This is a genomic window from Blastochloris tepida, assembly GCF_003966715.1.
Taxonomy (GTDB): domain Bacteria; phylum Pseudomonadota; class Alphaproteobacteria; order Rhizobiales; family Xanthobacteraceae; genus Blastochloris; species Blastochloris tepida.
The window spans coordinates 3,169,134-3,185,669 of record NZ_AP018907.1 but is presented as its reverse complement, the minus strand read 5'-3'; the positions used below and the strand labels follow the sequence as shown (position 1 = coordinate 3,185,669).

Genomic DNA, 16,536 nt, shown 5'->3' with positions numbered 1-16,536 from the left:
GTTTCCGGTGGAAGCCGGAACGCCATATTCCGCTCGCCGAGAATTCCGGTTTCGAACCGGGATTCTCGGCGAGACCGTTTCCGGGGTCGGTGCGGATCAGCCGGAACCGTCGGCCGGGCCGCCGAAAAATCCCCTTTCGGTCAAGGAATTTTCGGCGAGACTGTTTCCGGGATCCGTGTGGATCAACCGACACCGTATGTGGGAGCGTTTCATGCGTCTGCGTGACAAGGCCGCCATCGTCACCGGCGGCGGATCGGGCTTCGGGAAGGTGATCGCCGAGACCTTCGCGCGCGAAGGCGCCAAGGTGGCGGTGCTCGACATCAACACCTCCGCGGCCGAGTCCGTGGCGAAGCGGATCGGTCCGTCCGCCATCGCCGTCGCCGCCGACGTCGCCAAGGCGGCCGATGTCGAGGCGGCGATCGCGCACACCCGCAACGCGTTCGGTCGGGTCGACATTGTCGTCAACAATGCCGGCATCACCCATCACAACCGGCCGATGCTGGAGGTCGGCGAGGCCGAGTTCGACCGCCTGTTCGCGGTCAATGTGAAGTCGATCTTCCTGTTCGCCCACGCCGTGGTGCCGGTGTTCCAGGCCCAGGGATCGGGCATGATCCTCAATATCGGCTCGACCGCCGCCATCCGGCCGCGGCCCGGCCTCACTTGGTACAACGGCACGAAGGGCGCGGTGCACACGCTCACCAAATCGATGGCGATCGAGCTGGCGCCGCAGAGGATCCGGGTCTGCGCGCTGGCGCCGGTGGTCGGCGAGACGCCGCTGCTCGCCAGCTTCATGGGGCAGGATACGCCCGAGACGCGCGCCAAATTCATCGCCAGCGTACCGCTCGGCCGGCTGTCGAGCCCGCAGGACATCGCCAATGCCGCGCTGTTTCTGTGCTCGGACGAGGCGTCCTTCCTCACCGGCGTGGTGCTGGAGGTCGATGGCGGGCGGTGCATTTGACCGCGGGTTCGGCGAGAACTCCGGCGGAACGGCCGGAGCTCTCGTCTTCAGTCAGTGCACGCTGACGGCCTGCAGCTCGTTCTGAATCGCGTTGGCCACCACCGCCTCGCGCGAGTCGGCGAGCATGATCGGCGTGCCGTCCGCGCCATGCAGCGCAAACAGCATAAGGCCCGGCTCGATCGACGGCGCCTTGGGAAACAGTGCCTTCACGTCTTCGGAGCGGATCGGCTTGACATAGGCAAGCTGGCCGCCGCCGAGCAGCGCAAACGCCTCCGCACTCATCAGAGCGCCGGTTTCCGTGGTTGTTTCGGTATCGTTGGTCATTCCCGACTCCTGTTCGTTGTCGAGACCGGTTCACTCGTCCGAAGCGATGGCAATTCGCCGCGCGATCCGTTCCGGCTCCAGCCGAACGAGATCGACCGTGAGAAGGCCATTCTTCAGATCCGCGCCGAGCACCTCGATGCCCTCCGCCAGCACGAACGCACGCTGGAACTGCCGGGCCGCGATGCCGCGGTGCAGATAGACGCGGCCATCGTCGGCATCGACCTGCCGGCCACGAATGACGAGCTGGTTCTCTTCCAGCGACACGTCGAGCTGGTCGCGCGTGAAGCCGGCGACCGCCAGCACGATGCGCAGCCGATCCGCTCCCGCCGCATCGCGCGGCAGGCGTTCGATATTGTACGGCGGATAGCCGTCTGCGCCCTTGCTGACGCGATCGAGAACCCGCTCGATCTCTTCGAAGCCGAGCAGAAAGGGGCTCGACAGGGACGATACACGGGACATGGTCTCAAAGCCCTCGTGAAGCGACTTCGACCGCGAGGCCCGCCTTGAGCGGCACCCCGCCTGCCCGCCCGGTCAATCCTGCGGACAACCGGGCGCCATGTCGCAGATATGGACACCCGCGCCGCCCCCCGCAAGGGCGTGGCTTTTCCCGGCCGGCCGACGCCGGCCTGCCGGCGTCAAATTGCCATGTATGCTAAAGACTATGGCCATCGGGCCGGCCGGCGCCGGGAGCACCGGGCGGGGGCGGCCGGGCCGGAGAAGGACGGGTCGCAGCATGGCGTTCGTGGCGCAGGCGGGCGGACAGACGGCAGGCCGGGGCGCCTCGGGCGGTGGTCCGGGGCCGTCCGGCGTGGCGCTGCAGCGCCTTGCGCTCGTGCTGGCGTGCGGGCTGGTCGGGGTGCTGATCGCGCTGGCCGTGCTGGTCTTTGCGCCGCCGCGCTATCGTGCCAGCGCCGAACTCGCGCTGCCGTCGCCGGCCGCCGCCGCGCTGGCCGAGGACGCGCTGGCCTCCGAGCCGGTGCTGCGGGTTGCAGCCAGGGCGCTGGCGCCCGACGAAGCGTCAGGGTCCGAGGCCCTGGCCCGCCTCCAGGCGCGCCTCGCCGCGCGGCGGACCGGCGAGCGGCTGGTGATCACCGCCACCGGCGACGAGGCCACAGAGACGGCACGGCTGGCCGATGCCGCGGCCCAGGCGTTGCTGGCGCTTGCCGATCTGCCGGCCCCGCCGCCACCGGCACGGCCCGATACGGCAGTGGCGGACCGGCTCGACCGCCTGACGCAGGCACTGCGCGAGGCCGAGACGCAGCTCGACCGCGCCCGCGCCGAAACCGGCATCGCCGCCGCCATCGGCGGCCCGGCCGTCGAGCCGTCCCAGCTTGCCGACCTGCAGGCGCGCCTGTCGCTGGCGCGGGTGCGCACCGCCGAGGAGCGGGTTCGCCTCGCCCAGATCGAGCGGCTCGCCGCGTCCGGCGCCGATCCCGACACCGTGCCCGAGGTGGTGCGCTCGCCCATTATCGCGTCGCTGCGCGGCGAACTTGCCGAGGCCCAGCGGCTGGAGCGCCTCGCCGCCACCGAGCTGGGGCCGCGCCACCCGCGGCTGGTGGCCCAGCGGGCCGAGCGACGGCGGATCGAGGGCCAGATCCGCGGCGAATTCGCCCGCGTTGCCGCCGCCGCCCGCCAGGATGTGGCGCGCGCCGAGGCTGCCGAGCGGGCGCTGTCGGCCGAGATCGAGACCCAGCGCGCCGCCCTGACTGCGGCGATCGACGCGGTTGCCCGGCTGCGGGCGCTGGAGCAGGCGGCCGAGCGCGCACGCACCGCGCTCGACCTCGCCCGCCGCGAGGCCGCCGAAGCCGCAATCCCGCCCGCTGTCGAGCGGCCGGCCGGCCGGCTGGTCTCGGCCGCGGTGCCGCCCGCGCGGCCCGAGGGCTTGCCGCCCGCCGCCCTGCTCGCGCTGGGTCTCACCGCCGGCTGCAGCGTCGGCGCCGCCTTCGCCACCGCTGGCGGACGCCGCTGGCGATAGGCGTTATTTCAACGGTTCGAACCGGAGCCCCATGCATGGCCCAAAATACCGAGTCTGAAGTTGCCGAGTCTGACGTTGCCGACACCCACGTCGTCGCCGACCCCCGACGCGCCGAATCCCGCTTCCGCCTGCTGCGCACCGAGCGCGTCCATGATGGCTGGGCGCGCTTCCTGATCGCCCGCTACGCCACGACGGATGGCGGCGAGATCACCCGCGAGATCGAGGACCATGGCGACGCGGTGGCGGTGCTGCCCTACGATCCGCAGCGCGGCACGGTGTTCCTGGTGCGCCAGTTCCGGGCGCCGGTGGCGATCGCCTCGGGCGCGTCCGACACGCTGGAGGCCTGCGCCGGCTGCGTCGAGCCCGGCGAGGACGCCGAGACCTGCGCGCTGCGCGAGCTGGAGGAGGAATGCGGCCTCGTGCCGCTCACGCTGGAGCGTATCGCCACGCTGTGGAGCATGCCCGGCGTCTCCACCGAGCGGCTGACCTATTTCCTGGCCGAGGTGGATGGCACGACCCGCGGCGAGGGCGGCGGCCGCGACGATGAGCACGAATTCATCACCGTCATCGAGGTGCCGGTCGCCGAGCTTGCCGGGCCGGACCGCTTCGCCCGCATGCCGGACGTCAAGTCGCAGTTTCTGCTCGACCGGCTGCTCGACCGGCTGGCCGGGCGTTGAGCGCTGCCACGAGGCGGCACAGCGAAACGCGGGCCGGACGACTCGCCACGCCAGACGATCGTCCGGTCGGAGCGTCGTCCAGCCAAGCGCGGGATCGGATCGGGAGGCGGGATCGGATCGGGAGGATCGTCACATCAGGTGGATTTTGGTGGAGCCAAGGGGAGGCTCCATTCTGGGGTTTTAAGCCCCTGATATCGCAGAATAGGTAGACAAAACAGGGCCTCTCGGGTACGCACTTCGGGTGCACGATCGGGTACGCACTGACGATTCCATGCCTCGACCTTCCTCCGCTGACACCCGCTATCTCGAACTGAAGGACGGCAAGTGGCGGGTCACCGTTCCGGTGCCACGACACCTCCACAAGAAGCTCGGAACCCGCCTGAAGCGGCCGCTGCACACCGACAGCTTGGCCACCGCCAACGCGCTGAAGTGGCAGGTCGTCGCCGAGTTGAAGGGCATGATCGACCGCGAGGGCGCGAACACGCTCCGCCACCGCATGACCCGGGAAGCCCTCGAACTCGCGGCGCAGCGGGCGCGGGCCGTGACGCCCTCGGAAATCGAGCGCATCGACGACTGGATCGACGAACAGGTGGACCACATCCGGGGCGAGCCGATCGAGATCATCGAGTACGCCGACCGCGCCGTGCCGATCTATGATCCGAATGCGCTCAGGATGGCGGAGACGTTCCGCGAGATGGCAATGGGCGAGGCCACGCCGATCGAGCTTCATCATCAAGCCTACCTCGACCAGCTCACCGTCAAGCGCCGCACCAAGGCTGATGACGAGCGGGCGATGAAGTTCCTGCTGACGTGGTGCAAGAACAAGGGCGTCAGCCCCATGCTGCAAGCCATCACCGGCAAGGTGGCGGCGCGATTCATGGACGAACTTCACACCGTTGCCGGCTCCCGCCATCCGGTGACGCTTCAGAAGTACATCAATCGCCTGTCCGTCTATTGGAAGTGGCTGAAGCAACGCAGCCACGTCGAGACAAACCCGTGGGCTGACCTCAAGCTGCCGGTGCCGAAGACGCCGCACAACGAGCTGGAACGCAGCTTCACGGACGCCGAGGTGGCTCGGTTGCTTCAGGGGTCGGCCTCGCAGGCCATGCACGACCTGATGCGCATCGCGGCGCTGACGGGTGCCCGGCTGGATGCCATCGTTGATCTGAGCATCGGCGACTGCGCCGATGGCGCCTTCAAGTTCAAGCCGCAGAAGAAGGAGAAGCAGCCGCGCTACGTGCCGATCCATTCGGCGCTGAAGGAGATCATCGCGCGGCGCACCGTGGGCAAGGCGCCCACCGACGACCTGTTCCCCGAATATCCGCCGCCGAAGAAGGCCACGTCAAAGCGCGAGCGATCCTTCAAGGCGTCGACCGCGTTCACCACCTATCGTCGCTCTGTCGGGGTCGCTGACGAGGCGCCGGGGCGTCGCCGCTCCCTCGTCAATTTCCACTCCTTCCGCCGCTGGTTCATCACCAAGGCGGAGCGGGCAGGGCAGGCAGAGCACATCATCGCGTCCGTCGTCGGGCATGCCCGGCCGGGAATGACCCTCGGCCGCTATTCGGCCGGACCGGAGTTCGAGCAGCTTCGGGTGTGCGTCGAGGCCGTCAGCCTTCCGGCGGGTCCGGCCGAGGATTCTTGCGGCCCGCCCGAGGAAATGGCTGTCGCTGCCGAGTAGAATTCCATGAGGTGAACAAGGCGATGATCGCTCGCGAGATATCCGGACGCTTCGCCGCGAAGCGCAGTATGGCGAGAAATGAAATTGGCGAGCGGCGGCACCGAAAACTTAGTTTACCAGCTTACGGCAAAGAAAGGCGGAGGCGGGTGCAAGGAACAGGCAACACCGCTGAGGTGGCGGCAAACGGCCCTGCTTTGAATTCGCGTCTCATCGTAATCGTCGAGCATCAGGTGCTCTGTGAAGAAATCGCTGCGGCACTGAGCAGCTTGGTAGCCACAGACACCCTCCACGCCGAGAGGTTTTCCACTGGAAAAATTCATGGGCCACAATCGTGGTCCTGATCATCCAGCTTCCCCCCTGTACCCGGGCCTTCCTGCCCGAAAACCGAGGCACCGCTTTCCGCGCCGTCGACGCACGCACTTCTACCCACCTTCGCGATGGGAGTGAGGGGCGCTGATCTCGCTGCGTCAGGCTATGCCGTTGGTGATGTACGCGATTGCTTCTCCGGGATGCAGTATGCGACAGGAAGCCCCCGAAGCTTGCAGTTTACCGTATGTGCGGCCAACGACCAGTTTTCCACATTTTCGGTACTCCCACGCTTTACACCTTGACTCGCGTGATTCACCCTGACTTCGGCGATTCGCACTGGAGGTTGCGGTGCTAGCATTCCAATATATAATTTTGGCTGCAGGTTTTTGCTTGTCCGCAGCCTTACTCAGCATCGCGCTGCGCTTAATCAGGTCCGATCGCACTGAAAGCAAAAAGAGCGCCGCTCGCGCTCGGACTCAGCTTGACGCGATAATGGGGAGAACCCGAACGAGCGATGATTGGGTGCCTGATGGGCGGGTTAGAGGAGGAATGATCTATAGACAAAAAGAAAATCGGATTGAGATTTGTGGTCGCCTCTCTGATGAAACGCTGAATCGTGTCTTCCGCTGAAGCTACAGATGTCACCTTACCCTACATCGGCTGGATTCCCACAGTTAATGGGCGTCTGTCGTTTAGGCATATTGGAGAGGCGAGACATCCAGCCGAGTCGTATTATGCAAATGTTTCAACAAAAGATTTTAGATTTATACTGTCGTGCCAGAAAAGGCTTCTGAGCGATCTCCTTTTCAAAGACATAGTTCATTATTTGTGTGGCATAAGCGGCGAGTTCTGGTTTGTTTTTGCGGCTGATCCGGTCGAGGGGCCGCGTAGTGCTGATGAACTCCGTGGAGCAATCTATATTTACAAGTCAAAGTCAGATTGGATTGCTGAAAATTCTGGAAATTCTATTGTTAGGCCAGCAATATCTGAACTAAACGAGCTTCGTTTTTTGACGGATCCCCATCGCCAAGCTGCCTCCCAGATAAGGATGGCAGACGCGCTCTCCAAGTTAGACAAGACCTCTGATATAAAAATACAATTTAAGCTGACGCGCACTGGGGAGATTGGGTTCTCTAAACCTTATTTTCGTGACGCAGATCTAAGATTAGCTTCTGTCGATTATGCGAAATATTTTGACCAGGACTTCGATAAATGGATCGCAGATCAGGCGTATTTTTTTATTAGAGATATTTGTCATGCACATCAGCACCATGGGGCTGATTCTGACACAATATTAATATTGCAGGAGAGGGGCCCTGGAGACATAGAGTGGCGGAAGAATATTATTTATTCTTTGCATTACGCGATAATTAGAATGAAACGGTGCCCCGACCCAGGCGCCTTCCATCGTTCAATCGGAATTCATGCCTACTGCAGAAGCTTTTCTGAAATCTGCCGAGCCGCGCTTCTCGAAAAATATAGCGAGATGCCCCATTTCAACGATGACGCACTTCTGCAATCCCTGGAAGGGCGCGCATCAGAGTTGTTGTCGCATTCACAAACTCAGCTGGGAACGAAGTCGCTTGATGTTGCGCGTGCAGCCGGTATTCGTTCTTTCACTCTGAGTTTTTTCGCAATCGTGATTGCGATTGCCGCGATCCTAATCCAGCCACGCATAAACTCAGAAGACCGGGCTCATTTTGCGGCACTTAATCGCCTAAGCGATCTGGCTGCTGAGCATTTTGGGTCATTGATTGGGTTGTGCTTTATATTTACAACAGTTACCTGGGTGTGGACACATAGGGGCTGGACAACTAAAATGCAGTTTAGTCGGGACATACTGGAGGCATCCAACGTTAGACGCACTCGCTCGATATTTTTAATATTATTAATTTCAATTTCTATTACGATAACATCAATAGCTTTCTCCCCATTAGCTGTGGCCGGTATATTTAAGATGATAAGCGATTTATTCAATTTCACAATATTATATATAATACCCTAAAATTTATATTAGGGATGAAATTAGTGCGTTACATGATGGCCTTTAACGCGGGGTGAGTGTCACCTTTTGCTGCCAGTTCGCGGAGCTGGGGCCTCACTTTACGCTATGGCCCTGTAAACGCTTGCCCGGCCAATTCCGAGTGCCTTCGCTACCTCGGTAATCGTCTTGCCCTCGGCATGGAGCCGGCGGGCTTCCTCAGCCTTCGCCCGTGCCGTTGGCTTGCGGCCCTTGTAGCGGCCTTCGGCCTTCGCCTTGGTGATCCCCTCCCGCTGTCGCTCCAGCATCATCTCGCGCTCGAACTGGGCGAAGCCGGCGAAGATCGTCAGGATCAGCTTCCCGGTGGCGCTGCGGGTGTCGACGGTGTCGCCACCGAGGCTGAGGATGCGGAGGCCGACGCCCTTGGCCTCCAGCCGCTCGACGACCTCCCAGGCCTTGGTGACGGTCCGGGCGAGACGGTCGAGCTTGGTCACCACCAGCGTGTCACCATCGCGGACGAACGCCAGTGCTGCCTCCAGCTCGGCCCGCGGCGCCACCGATGAAACCCGTTCGGAGAACACCCGCTCGCAGCCGGCCGCGGTCAGGTCACGAAGCTGGGCGTCCAGCCCGGCCTCCTGTTCGGTGGTCGACGTCCGGGCGTATCCGATGAGCATGGCGCGGCTCCAGGTGTCCGAATGGATCCAGACATTGGAGTCGTTAGCGTCCAGAATGTCAAGCTATATGCTATTGGACGCCGTTGAGCGCTGGCGTGGTCGTCTCAATAGGCCCTACTCCAATGGACGCCGATCGCCAGTCAGACGGATTGTTACGTTCTATTGAAGGAGAAAACGCCTTGGGACCGGCACGCTGATCCCGAGGGATCGGCCGACGGGCGGCACCGCACGACAGTGAGCGGCGGCCGGTCGCCGACGGCGCGGCGTTCATGTTGCGGAGGGAGACGGACTTCTTCCTTTGCGGCGTGAGCGTCCGCGCCACTGTCTGCTCCTTTTCGTCAGACAACCAGGCCGCATGCACCGCCCGATGCCGTGGCCACCAACGCGGCCTCGGCTTGCGCTGACGACACCTGACCCGCGCCGACCGCAGCGATCGGATTCCTCACCTCGCGAACAGCCGAGCACCCCGGGACAGCGGTCCTTCGAGAACGATCCGTCGCGGCCAGCACCAACATCATCAATGAACGGAAACCGAAATCATGGACGACGACCTCTATCTGACCACCGGCGACTTTCAGCGTCTCGTGGAGTTCCGGCAGCTCCAGGCCCTTGAAAGCGGCGACGTTCAGCCGCTTCACGAAGCGCTGGCGGATGCAATCCATTTTGCATGGTCTTCGATGCAAGTGAAATTTGGTCTCGCTCGACTCCCCACCAGCGTGGAGGATCGCGGTGAAGATCCCCGCTGATCCGCGCATTACCGTGCGTCTCACGCAACAGGACGTGAAGGCGCTCCTGGCCATTCGCGACAAGCTGTGGGACCGCGGCGAGCATGCCAACCAGTCGACGTGCGTGCGGCACGCCCTGCGCTTTACGGCGATGACCATGCGCCGGCAGTAAGCGATCCAACGCGCCATCATATGAACGCCGCCGGGATCACCGGCGGTGTTCCGACAAGCGCTGGCTCATCAAGATTCCCGCTGCTCCCGACGGCGGGAAGGATCATCGCACCATCTACGATCAACCCAACGCCGGCACGAGCAATCGTCCGGCGGCCGCGAGGGCGTGCGCCTCGACGGCCTCAACGAACATGGAGAATCCCCGCGTGACGTTCATCGACCGCGACCTGATGAAGACCACCGACGGCCTGCCCCTGGTTCTACCCGGACCGGACATTCTGGCCGGCGGATTTCAGCTCCCCGAGCCGATCATCGAGCCGTGGCTTGCAGCTGGTCATGTGGCGATGCTGTACGGCAAGACCGGCATCGGAAAGACGATGCTGTCCTATGCCTTGGCCACGACGATCTCGAAAGGCGGCGAGATTCTCGGCTGGCAGGTCCCCGAGCCGAAGCGTGTCCTGTACTTCGACGCCGAGATGGACCCGGCGGAAACCGAGGGCCGGCTCCGGCGCCTCTCGGGCGGCGAACTGCCACCAGAGTTCCGCCTCGTATCCGGCATCCGGCTTAAGAATGGTCTCCCGGACCTCGCCGACGATGATGGGCAGGCTTGGTACGAACTTCTTATCGAACAAGAGCAAGCCGACGTCGTCTTCCTCGACAACCTATGCTCTCTCGTGACCGGCGGCTCGATCTCGGAAGATGAGGTGTGGCTGCCGGTGCAGCCGTTCCTGAACCGCCTCCGCAGCAAGCGTATCGGTGTCGTCGTGGTCCACCACGCCGGCAAGCGTGGCGACTACCTCGGATCAAGCCGCATGACCCAGAACATGAACTCCGTCATTAAGGTCCAGCGGGCTAACGAGAACGACGTGGGCAATGTCGAGCTCGCCCTCATGTTCGAGAAGGGCCGCTCAATCGTCGGTGCCGATGCCGAGATGAAGCGGATCAAACTCGTCAGCGAGAACGATCTGCTCCGGTGGGAACTTGCGGACGAAGCCGGCCCGCCGAAGCGGCTCCTAGATGTCGTGGAGGCGATCCGCAGCCGCGAATATGGATCACAGGCCGATCTTGCCGCCGCAATGGGCACCGCACAGTCCGTTATCTCGGGTGACATCAAGAAGGCAGAGAGGATGGGGCTTCTCGACAAGAACGAGGCCGCCAGCATCTTTCGCGAGGTGCGAAAGGCGAAGTCTGCGGACGACGCCCAGGACGCCACGGAGGCCGTTTCAATGACACAGCGGGCAACAGCGGCAACGCTCCCGGATGACGTCGATAGCGACGACTGAAGCGGCCTCGTGATGTCGAGAGATCGTCTCCGGTGAGTTACTCCCGGGGACACTCCGCAGGTGTCACGTCCGTAGGAAGCCCGCCCAGATCGCCATCATCGTATCGCTGTTCTAGACGATGATGGTGAACCAAGAAGAGGCCGGGCCATAAAGGCCCAGCCCCGTTTGTCATATCGTCACTTGCTCGACGAGTCGTCGTAGTCGGTGCCGATCGGGATCTTCCACGCACGCAGCCCATAGGCCCTTGCCCAGAGGATCCGTCCGTCCGGAAGCTTGCGCCAAGGACGGAAAACGTAGCCGGAACTGTCGTCCGGCGGGTCGCGGGGCTCAGTCTTGGCCATCGATAATCCTTTCATCTGGCTATTGACCGCCCGCCGGCTCCGACGTACACACGAGGTGCCATCACGTATGAAGCGTCAGATCCGGCGAGCGTCTTCGCTACGACAGATCGCGTGACCTGACGTCGAAGTTCTTGAACGCCCCGCTCCCCGCGAGTCGGGGCGTTCTTGTCTTTGGACTCCTAGGGCAATTTGAGTTGGAACTCAAGTCCCCTCGGAAGGACTCCGTTAACCCTCTCCTCTGTTTTGTGTTATGCGAGTGTGTCGCCACTCGTATATTGGAGTTGGTTGATGGGTACGCCCCCGGGGTTCACGTTGGACGACAGCTCGTACAAAGACGCCCTGAAGCTGCGCGATACACTTCGCGCTCAGATGCGTGCGCTCGAACAGCAAGCCGAAATCATGAAGCGGCAGCTCAACACCGTTGAGAGCTATATCCGCTTGTATGAAGACCTGAAATCAAAGCCCCCTGGAACTCCAGCTGAGGGTGCGCAGTTAATGTTTTTGCTGGAGGCGGAGTCGAAACAACGTCGTAGGCGGAGTGGTTTAACACCCACTCAAATCGCTGACTTGGCCCGAGAGGTTCTCGGAGAGCGGGGGATTCCTATGACGCGTGGTGAGCTTGTGACTGCGATTGAGTCGCGCGGAGTGCTACTTCCAGGCAAGGATAAGTCTAAGAACCTCGGAACCATCTTGTGGCGGTTCAGTGATCGCTTCAGGAACATTGAAGGACGGGGCTATTGGCCGACCGACCTTCCGGAACCTGACTGACAGCCCGGACTGCGGCCACTCCCGTTAACGAAACGGAAGCTGCCGGTTGTCCGTTAGCCTAGCCGGGGTTCACGTGTCGCATTGTGAGTCGCGTCAAAGCGTCAGGCACGCCCGTCAGACTCGCCACCAAACCGGGTACGCACTTCGGGTACATTACCGGGTACGCAGCCCGTTGGGCTGCCCGCTTAAGTCTTTGGATTTTCTGGGGTATCTACCAGCAAAAGAAATTTGGTGGAGCCAAGGGGAGTCGAACCCCTGACCTCTTGAATGCCATTCAAGCGCTCTCCCAACTGAGCTATGGCCCCACCTGGCAGCGGCGCGGAACCTGCGGATCAAGGCCTTTCGGACCCGGACCCCGCGGCCCCATGGGATGTGTCACCGATGCGGGCGCTTCCGGTCGAGCGTGACTCGCCGGACGCTGAGGCGGAGAAACCACAAACCGACGACAAGCACAAGCGTCCTTCGCATCGAAATTCACGCCGAATGCGCTTTCCGGCCGGCTGCGCCGCCGAGCGAACGCCCGGTCGCCGAAAATTCCGTTGGCGAACAAGGGTTTTCGGCGAGACCGGCTCCGTACCCGAAAGAGTTGCCCGCAAGACGCGTCAGTACACGCAATCGCGCGGTCAGGGCGCTATCGACAACCAGAGGGCGCGAATGGGCGCCCGAACCGCCTCAAAAGCCGGTGAGGCGGCGCGCAGGCGCATCGTTTGCCGGCATGACCCTGTTATAGATTCGCGCAGGCCTGGATCGAACCAGACACGAACCTTGCCAGCGAATCGGCACAGCGCCCCCAGCTCTGCCGAGCGAGCCTGCGCGTCATCTGGCGCGAGGGGCGCACACTGCACGATGGAGCCGTTCAATGACGCCGCGCCTGGGTTGCCGATGAGCATCGATGAGCGCGGACCCGAGGGTGGCGGGACGCTGCTCCGCCGCTGGCGCCGCCGTCTGCCGTTCATCCTGGTGCTTGCCGCATCGGCGCTGATCCTTGCGTTCGGCGGCCACCGCTATGTCTCCTTCACCGCGCTGGTCGACCATCACGCCTGGATCGACGACAGCGTGGCGCGTCACCCGCTGATGTCGGTCACGGTGTTCGCCGCCGTCTATGCCGCGATCGTCGCGCTGTCGCTGCCGGGTGCGGCGGCGATGACGCTGACCGGCGGTTTCCTGTTCGGCTGGCCGCTGGGCACCACAGCGTCCGCCTTTGCCGCCACCACCGGCGCCACGCTGATCTTCCTGCTGGCGCGCACCTCGCTCGGCGACGATCTCGTGCGCGCCGCCGGGCCCGGTGCGGCGCGGCTTGCCGAGCGCTTCCGGCAGCACGCCTTCAGCTATCTTTTGTTCCTGCGGCTGGTGCCGGCGTTTCCGTTCTGGATGGTCAATCTGGTGGCGGCGATCGCCGGCATGCGGCTGTCGGCCTATGTCGCCGCGACGCTGCTCGGCATCCTGCCGGGAACGCTGGTGTTCACGGTGATCGGCTCGGGGCTCGGCGAGCCGCTGGCGGATCAGGCGGTCGCTCTCAAGGACTGCCGGGCGCGCGGCGGCACCGATTGCCAGGTCACGCTGTCGGCCGCCGATTTCCTCACCCCCGAACTCATCGGCGGTTTTGTCGCGCTCGGTGCGCTGTCGCTGCTTCCGGTCCTGGCGCGGCACGCGCGCCGGCCGGACGCGGCGAAGCGGCCGGGCTGATCCGGCCAAACCGACCCGGCACCGCGATGGCAACGCGTCTCACCCCCGATCTCTGCGTCATCGGTGCCGGCTCCGGCGGCCTGTCGGTCGCCGCCGCTGCTGCCGGCTTCGGCGTGCCGGTGGTGCTGGTCGAACGCCACGCGATGGGCGGCGACTGCCTCAACACCGGCTGCGTGCCGTCGAAGGCGTTGCTGGCGGCGGCGAAGCGGGCGCAGGCGATCCGCACCGCCGGCACGTTCGGCATCGCGGCCGGCGAACCCGCGGTCGATTTCCGCGCGGTGATGGCGCACGTGCGCACCGTGCAGGCTTCGATCGCGCCCAACGATTCGGAGGAGCGGTTCACCGCGCTCGGCGTCACGGTGATCCGCGCGGGCGCGCGCTTCGTCGGCGCAGACATTGTGGCGGCGGGCGAGACCGAGATCGCGGCGCGGCGCTTCGTCATCGCCACCGGATCGTCGCCGGCGCTGCCGCCGATCGCGGGATTGTCCGATACGCCGCATCTCACCACCGATACGATCTGGTCTCTCGACGTGCTGCCGCGCCATCTCGCCATCATCGGCGGCGGGCCGGTGGGCTGCGAGCTGGCGCAGGCGTTCCGCCGGCTGGGCTCGGCGGTGACGGTGCTGGAGACGGCGCGCCCGCTCGCCGGGCACGCGGCGGACTGCGCCGAGGTGGCGCTCGCTGCGCTCGGGCGCGAGGGCGTCGAAATTCGAAGCCCGGTGAGCGTCGCCGCGGTGCGCCGCGTGGCGGATGGCGTGGAAATCGAGGTCGAGGAGGCGGGACGGCGCTTTGCGTTCGAGGCCTCGCATCTTCTCGTCGCCGCCGGCCGCCGGCCGAATGTCGAAGGTCTCGGCCTCGACCAAGCGGGCATCGCCCATTCGCCGCGAGGCATTCAAGTGGACGCCGGGCTGCGCACCACCAACCGCCGCGTCTATGCCATCGGCGACGTCATCGGCGGCGCCATGTTCACCCACGCCGCCGGCTGGCAGGCCGGTCTGGTGGTGCGCAGCGCCCTGTTCCGCCTGCCGGTGAACTACGATCCCGACATCATTCCCCGCGTCACCTTCACCGATCCGGAAGTCGCTCAGGTCGGGCTCGACGAGGCGAATGCGCAATCGCGCCACCGCGGCGTGCGCGTGGTGCGCGTGCCGTTCTCCGCCAGCGACCGCGCCGAGGCCGAGCGCGACACGGCGGGTTTCCTCAAGGTGGTGACGACGGCGCGCGGCCGCATCCTGGGCGTGGAGATCGTCGGCCGCGATGCCGGCGAGATGATCGGCGCATGGGCGCTGGCGGTGGCGCAGCGGGCGAACATCCGCAGCTTCGCGGCACTGATCGCGCCTTATCCGACGCGGGCGGAAATCGCGCGGCGGGCGGCGATTGCCTTCTTCGCGCCGCGTTTGACCGGTCGGCTGGTGAAAGGCATCATCCGGGTGCTGCAAGGGCTCGGATGATGCCGCAGCAGCTCGCCGCCGGCCATGAACGATATCAAGAGCGACAGAGAGACCGGACTCGACAAGACCGGATCTGACGGCGCCGCGCCCGGCTTCCGATCCGCCGGCCCCGGATTGTCGGGCCGGCTTCTTCTGCTCACCATCGTGTTCGTGATGGTGGCGGAAGTGCTGATCTTCGTGCCCTCCATCGCCAATTTCCGCATGGCGTGGCTGTCCGACCGGCTGGCGGCGGCGCGCACGGTGGCGCTGGTGTGGGCGGCAGCACCCGACGGCGCGATCCCCGCCGACCTGACGCACGACCTTCTGGTCAGCGTCAACGCCCATGCAGTGGCGCTCAAGATGCCCGACAGCCGGCGCCTCCTGGCGATTGCCGGCAAGGTGCCCGATGTCGATGTCCATATCGACACCCGCAGCGGCCCGCCCTGGCTCGCGATCACGGACGCCTTCGAGACGCTCGCCGCCAGCCGCAACCGCATCCTGCGGGTGGTCGGCCCGGCGCCGACCGATGGCGGCTTCATCGAGATCGTGCTCGACGAGCGGCCGCTGCGCACGGCGATGCTGATCTATTCGCGCAACATCCTGATCCTTTCGCTGGTGATCTCCGGCATCACCGCGGCGCTGGTCTATCTCGCGCTGATATGGCTGATCGTGCGGCCGATCCGCCGGCTTGCCGCCAACATGACGGCGTTCCGCGCCCATCCCGAGGATGCCAGCCGCATCATCGTGCCCTCCAGGCGCACCGACGAGGTCGGCCTGGCCGAGCACGAGCTGGCGGCCATGCAGCGCCAGTTGCAGAGCACGCTGCAATCGAAGAACCGGCTCGCCGCGCTCGGGCTCGCCGTGTCCAAGATCAATCACGACCTGCGCAACATGATGGCTTCCGCCCATCTGCTGTCCGATCGGCTTTCGGCGATCGACAGCCCCGAGGTGCAGCGCTTCGCGCCGATGCTGATCCGCGCCATCGACCGCGCGATCGGCTTCGCCGAGGCGACCCTCGCCTATGGCGGCGCGCAGGAGAAGCCGCCGGAACGGCAGCGCTTCGCGCTGGCACCGCTCGCCCAGGAGGTTCGCGAGGCGGTGGGGCTGCTGCCGGGCAGCGCGATCGGCTGGGCGGCGGCGATCGACCGCGGGCTGGAGGTGGATGCCGATCCCGATCAGCTCTTCCGCGTTCTGGTGAACCTCGTCCGCAACAGCGTGCAGGCGCTGGAGCAGCGCGCGCCGAACGATCCGGCCCGCGATCAGGTCCGCCTCGCCGCGCGGCGCGAGGGCGCCGTCGTCATCATCGAGGTGTCGGACACCGGTCCCGGCGTGCCGGCGAGGGCGCGCGCCCATCTGTTTGAGGCGTTCCAGGGCTCGACGCGCAGCGGCGGCTCGGGGCTCGGCCTTGCCATATCCGCCGAGCTCGTGCATGCGCACGGCGGCGACATCAGCCTTGTCGAAGGCACGCTCGGCGCGACCTTCCGCATCAGCATTCCCGACCGCACGGCAAGCCTCGATGCGGCGCGCGCCGAGCGCGTACGCGCGTGATCGGCGGT

17 protein-coding genes and 1 tRNA gene are annotated in these 16,536 nt (G+C 64.7%); 12 read left to right on the top strand and 6 right to left on the bottom strand.

What is annotated here, in order from left to right; translation table 11 throughout:
* Positions 1 to 211: 211 nt before the first annotated feature.
* Entirely contained in the window at positions 212 to 958 is a 747-nt protein-coding gene (locus BLTE_RS14430) for a glucose 1-dehydrogenase (RefSeq protein WP_126401353.1), read from the top strand.
* Positions 959 to 1,009: 51 nt separating this feature from the next.
* On the opposite strand, the gene BLTE_RS14425 is transcribed toward BLTE_RS14430, so the two are convergent.
* Entirely contained in the window at positions 1,010 to 1,282 is a 273-nt protein-coding gene (locus tag BLTE_RS14425; RefSeq protein WP_126401352.1) for a BQ00720 family protein, read from the bottom strand.
* A gap of 30 nt (positions 1,283 to 1,312) precedes the next feature.
* On the bottom strand, positions 1,313 to 1,741 hold the full coding sequence (locus BLTE_RS14420; protein WP_126401351.1) for an Hsp20 family protein: 429 nt from the start codon (positions 1,739 to 1,741) through the stop codon (positions 1,313 to 1,315).
* A 274-nt stretch (positions 1,742 to 2,015) separates the two neighbouring features.
* Between BLTE_RS14420 and BLTE_RS18715 the strand changes: the two genes are divergently transcribed.
* From BLTE_RS18715 to BLTE_RS14395, 5 genes are all read left to right on the top strand, one after another.
* Positions 2,016 to 3,257 (top strand): GumC domain-containing protein, encoded by a 1,242-nt coding sequence (locus BLTE_RS18715; protein WP_126401350.1) that lies wholly within the window; start codon positions 2,016 to 2,018, stop codon positions 3,255 to 3,257.
* A 35-nt stretch (positions 3,258 to 3,292) separates the two neighbouring features.
* Positions 3,293 to 3,934 carry an NUDIX domain-containing protein gene (locus tag BLTE_RS14410; RefSeq protein ID WP_126401349.1) on the top strand — a complete coding sequence of 214 codons (642 nt, stop codon included), beginning with the start codon at positions 3,293 to 3,295 and terminating at the stop codon, positions 3,932 to 3,934.
* Positions 3,935 to 4,205: 271 nt separating this feature from the next.
* Positions 4,206 to 5,612 (top strand): tyrosine-type recombinase/integrase, encoded by a 1,407-nt coding sequence (locus tag BLTE_RS14405; RefSeq protein WP_126401348.1) that lies wholly within the window; start codon positions 4,206 to 4,208, stop codon positions 5,610 to 5,612.
* A gap of 11 nt (positions 5,613 to 5,623) precedes the next feature.
* Positions 5,624 to 5,953 (top strand): hypothetical protein, encoded by a 330-nt coding sequence (locus BLTE_RS14400; protein WP_126401347.1) that lies wholly within the window; start codon positions 5,624 to 5,626, stop codon positions 5,951 to 5,953.
* 584 nt (positions 5,954 to 6,537) lie between these two features.
* The gene (locus BLTE_RS14395) at positions 6,538 to 7,926 is read left to right on the top strand and encodes a hypothetical protein (RefSeq protein WP_126401346.1); all 1,389 of its coding nucleotides are present in this window, start codon (positions 6,538 to 6,540) and stop codon (positions 7,924 to 7,926) included.
* Between the two features lie 98 nt (positions 7,927 to 8,024).
* Here the strand turns inward: BLTE_RS14395 and BLTE_RS14390 are convergent, their stop codons facing one another.
* Both BLTE_RS14390 and BLTE_RS14385 read right to left on the bottom strand, forming a co-directional pair.
* Positions 8,025 to 8,576 carry a recombinase family protein gene (locus tag BLTE_RS14390; RefSeq protein ID WP_126401345.1) on the bottom strand — a complete coding sequence of 184 codons (552 nt, stop codon included), beginning with the start codon at positions 8,574 to 8,576 and terminating at the stop codon, positions 8,025 to 8,027.
* 338 nt (positions 8,577 to 8,914) lie between these two features.
* A complete protein-coding gene (locus BLTE_RS14385; RefSeq protein WP_126401344.1) occupies positions 8,915 to 9,238 on the bottom strand; it encodes a hypothetical protein in 324 nt (107 codons plus the stop codon).
* A gap of 67 nt (positions 9,239 to 9,305) precedes the next feature.
* Between BLTE_RS14385 and BLTE_RS18170 the strand changes: the two genes are divergently transcribed.
* On the top strand, positions 9,306 to 9,473 hold the full coding sequence (locus BLTE_RS18170) for a ribbon-helix-helix domain-containing protein (RefSeq protein ID WP_160140633.1): 168 nt from the start codon (positions 9,306 to 9,308) through the stop codon (positions 9,471 to 9,473).
* Between the two features lie 205 nt (positions 9,474 to 9,678).
* Positions 9,679 to 10,755: an AAA family ATPase gene (locus tag BLTE_RS14380; RefSeq protein WP_160140632.1), complete on the top strand. Its 1,077-nt coding sequence runs from the start codon at positions 9,679 to 9,681 to the stop codon at positions 10,753 to 10,755.
* A gap of 176 nt (positions 10,756 to 10,931) precedes the next feature.
* On the opposite strand, the gene BLTE_RS18165 is transcribed toward BLTE_RS14380, so the two are convergent.
* Positions 10,932 to 11,096 (bottom strand): hypothetical protein, encoded by a 165-nt coding sequence (locus tag BLTE_RS18165; protein ID WP_160140631.1) that lies wholly within the window; start codon positions 11,094 to 11,096, stop codon positions 10,932 to 10,934.
* A gap of 312 nt (positions 11,097 to 11,408) precedes the next feature.
* On the opposite strand from BLTE_RS18165, the gene BLTE_RS14375 reads away from it, so the two are divergent.
* Positions 11,409 to 11,864 (top strand): hypothetical protein, encoded by a 456-nt coding sequence (locus BLTE_RS14375; protein ID WP_126401342.1) that lies wholly within the window; start codon positions 11,409 to 11,411, stop codon positions 11,862 to 11,864.
* 229 nt (positions 11,865 to 12,093) lie between these two features.
* Here BLTE_RS14375 and BLTE_RS14370 read toward each other — a convergent pair.
* Positions 12,094 to 12,169: transfer RNA gene (locus BLTE_RS14370), tRNA-Ala, on the bottom strand.
* Positions 12,170 to 12,746: 577 nt separating this feature from the next.
* On the opposite strand from BLTE_RS14370, the gene BLTE_RS18160 reads away from it, so the two are divergent.
* The 3 genes from BLTE_RS18160 to BLTE_RS14355 are packed head-to-tail and all read left to right on the top strand — an operon-like array spanning position 12,747 to position 16,528.
* A complete protein-coding gene (locus BLTE_RS18160) occupies positions 12,747 to 13,550 on the top strand; it encodes a TVP38/TMEM64 family protein (RefSeq protein ID WP_160140630.1) in 804 nt (267 codons plus the stop codon).
* 26 nt (positions 13,551 to 13,576) lie between these two features.
* Positions 13,577 to 15,001 carry a dihydrolipoyl dehydrogenase family protein gene (locus BLTE_RS14360; RefSeq protein WP_126401340.1) on the top strand — a complete coding sequence of 475 codons (1,425 nt, stop codon included), beginning with the start codon at positions 13,577 to 13,579 and terminating at the stop codon, positions 14,999 to 15,001.
* A gap of 24 nt (positions 15,002 to 15,025) precedes the next feature.
* Entirely contained in the window at positions 15,026 to 16,528 is a 1,503-nt protein-coding gene (locus BLTE_RS14355; protein ID WP_126401339.1) for a sensor histidine kinase, read from the top strand.
* The last annotated feature ends 8 nt before the right edge of the window (positions 16,529 to 16,536 follow it).

Bases quoted from the DNA above. Each gene is read 5' to 3' on its own strand.
- BLTE_RS14410 (WP_126401349.1), top strand. From the start codon at position 3,293: ATGGCCCAAAATACCGAGTCTGAAGTTGCCGAGTCTGACGTTGCCGAC.
- BLTE_RS14425 (WP_126401352.1), bottom strand. From the start codon at position 1,282: ATGACCAACGATACCGAAACAACCACGGAAACCGGCGCTCTGATGAGT.
- BLTE_RS14355 (WP_126401339.1), top strand. From the start codon at position 15,026: ATGAACGATATCAAGAGCGACAGAGAGACCGGACTCGACAAGACCGGA.
- BLTE_RS14405 (WP_126401348.1), top strand. From the start codon at position 4,206: ATGCCTCGACCTTCCTCCGCTGACACCCGCTATCTCGAACTGAAGGAC.
- BLTE_RS18165 (WP_160140631.1), bottom strand. From the start codon at position 11,096: ATGGCCAAGACTGAGCCCCGCGACCCGCCGGACGACAGTTCCGGCTAC.
- BLTE_RS14430 (WP_126401353.1), top strand. From the start codon at position 212: ATGCGTCTGCGTGACAAGGCCGCCATCGTCACCGGCGGCGGATCGGGC.
- BLTE_RS18715 (WP_126401350.1), top strand. From the start codon at position 2,016: ATGGCGTTCGTGGCGCAGGCGGGCGGACAGACGGCAGGCCGGGGCGCC.
- BLTE_RS14360 (WP_126401340.1), top strand. From the start codon at position 13,577: ATGGCAACGCGTCTCACCCCCGATCTCTGCGTCATCGGTGCCGGCTCC.
- BLTE_RS18160 (WP_160140630.1), top strand. From the start codon at position 12,747: ATGAGCATCGATGAGCGCGGACCCGAGGGTGGCGGGACGCTGCTCCGC.
- BLTE_RS14420 (WP_126401351.1), bottom strand. From the start codon at position 1,741: ATGTCCCGTGTATCGTCCCTGTCGAGCCCCTTTCTGCTCGGCTTCGAA.
- BLTE_RS14385 (WP_126401344.1), bottom strand. From the start codon at position 9,238: ATGGATTGCATCCGCCAGCGCTTCGTGAAGCGGCTGAACGTCGCCGCT.
- BLTE_RS14390 (WP_126401345.1), bottom strand. From the start codon at position 8,576: ATGCTCATCGGATACGCCCGGACGTCGACCACCGAACAGGAGGCCGGG.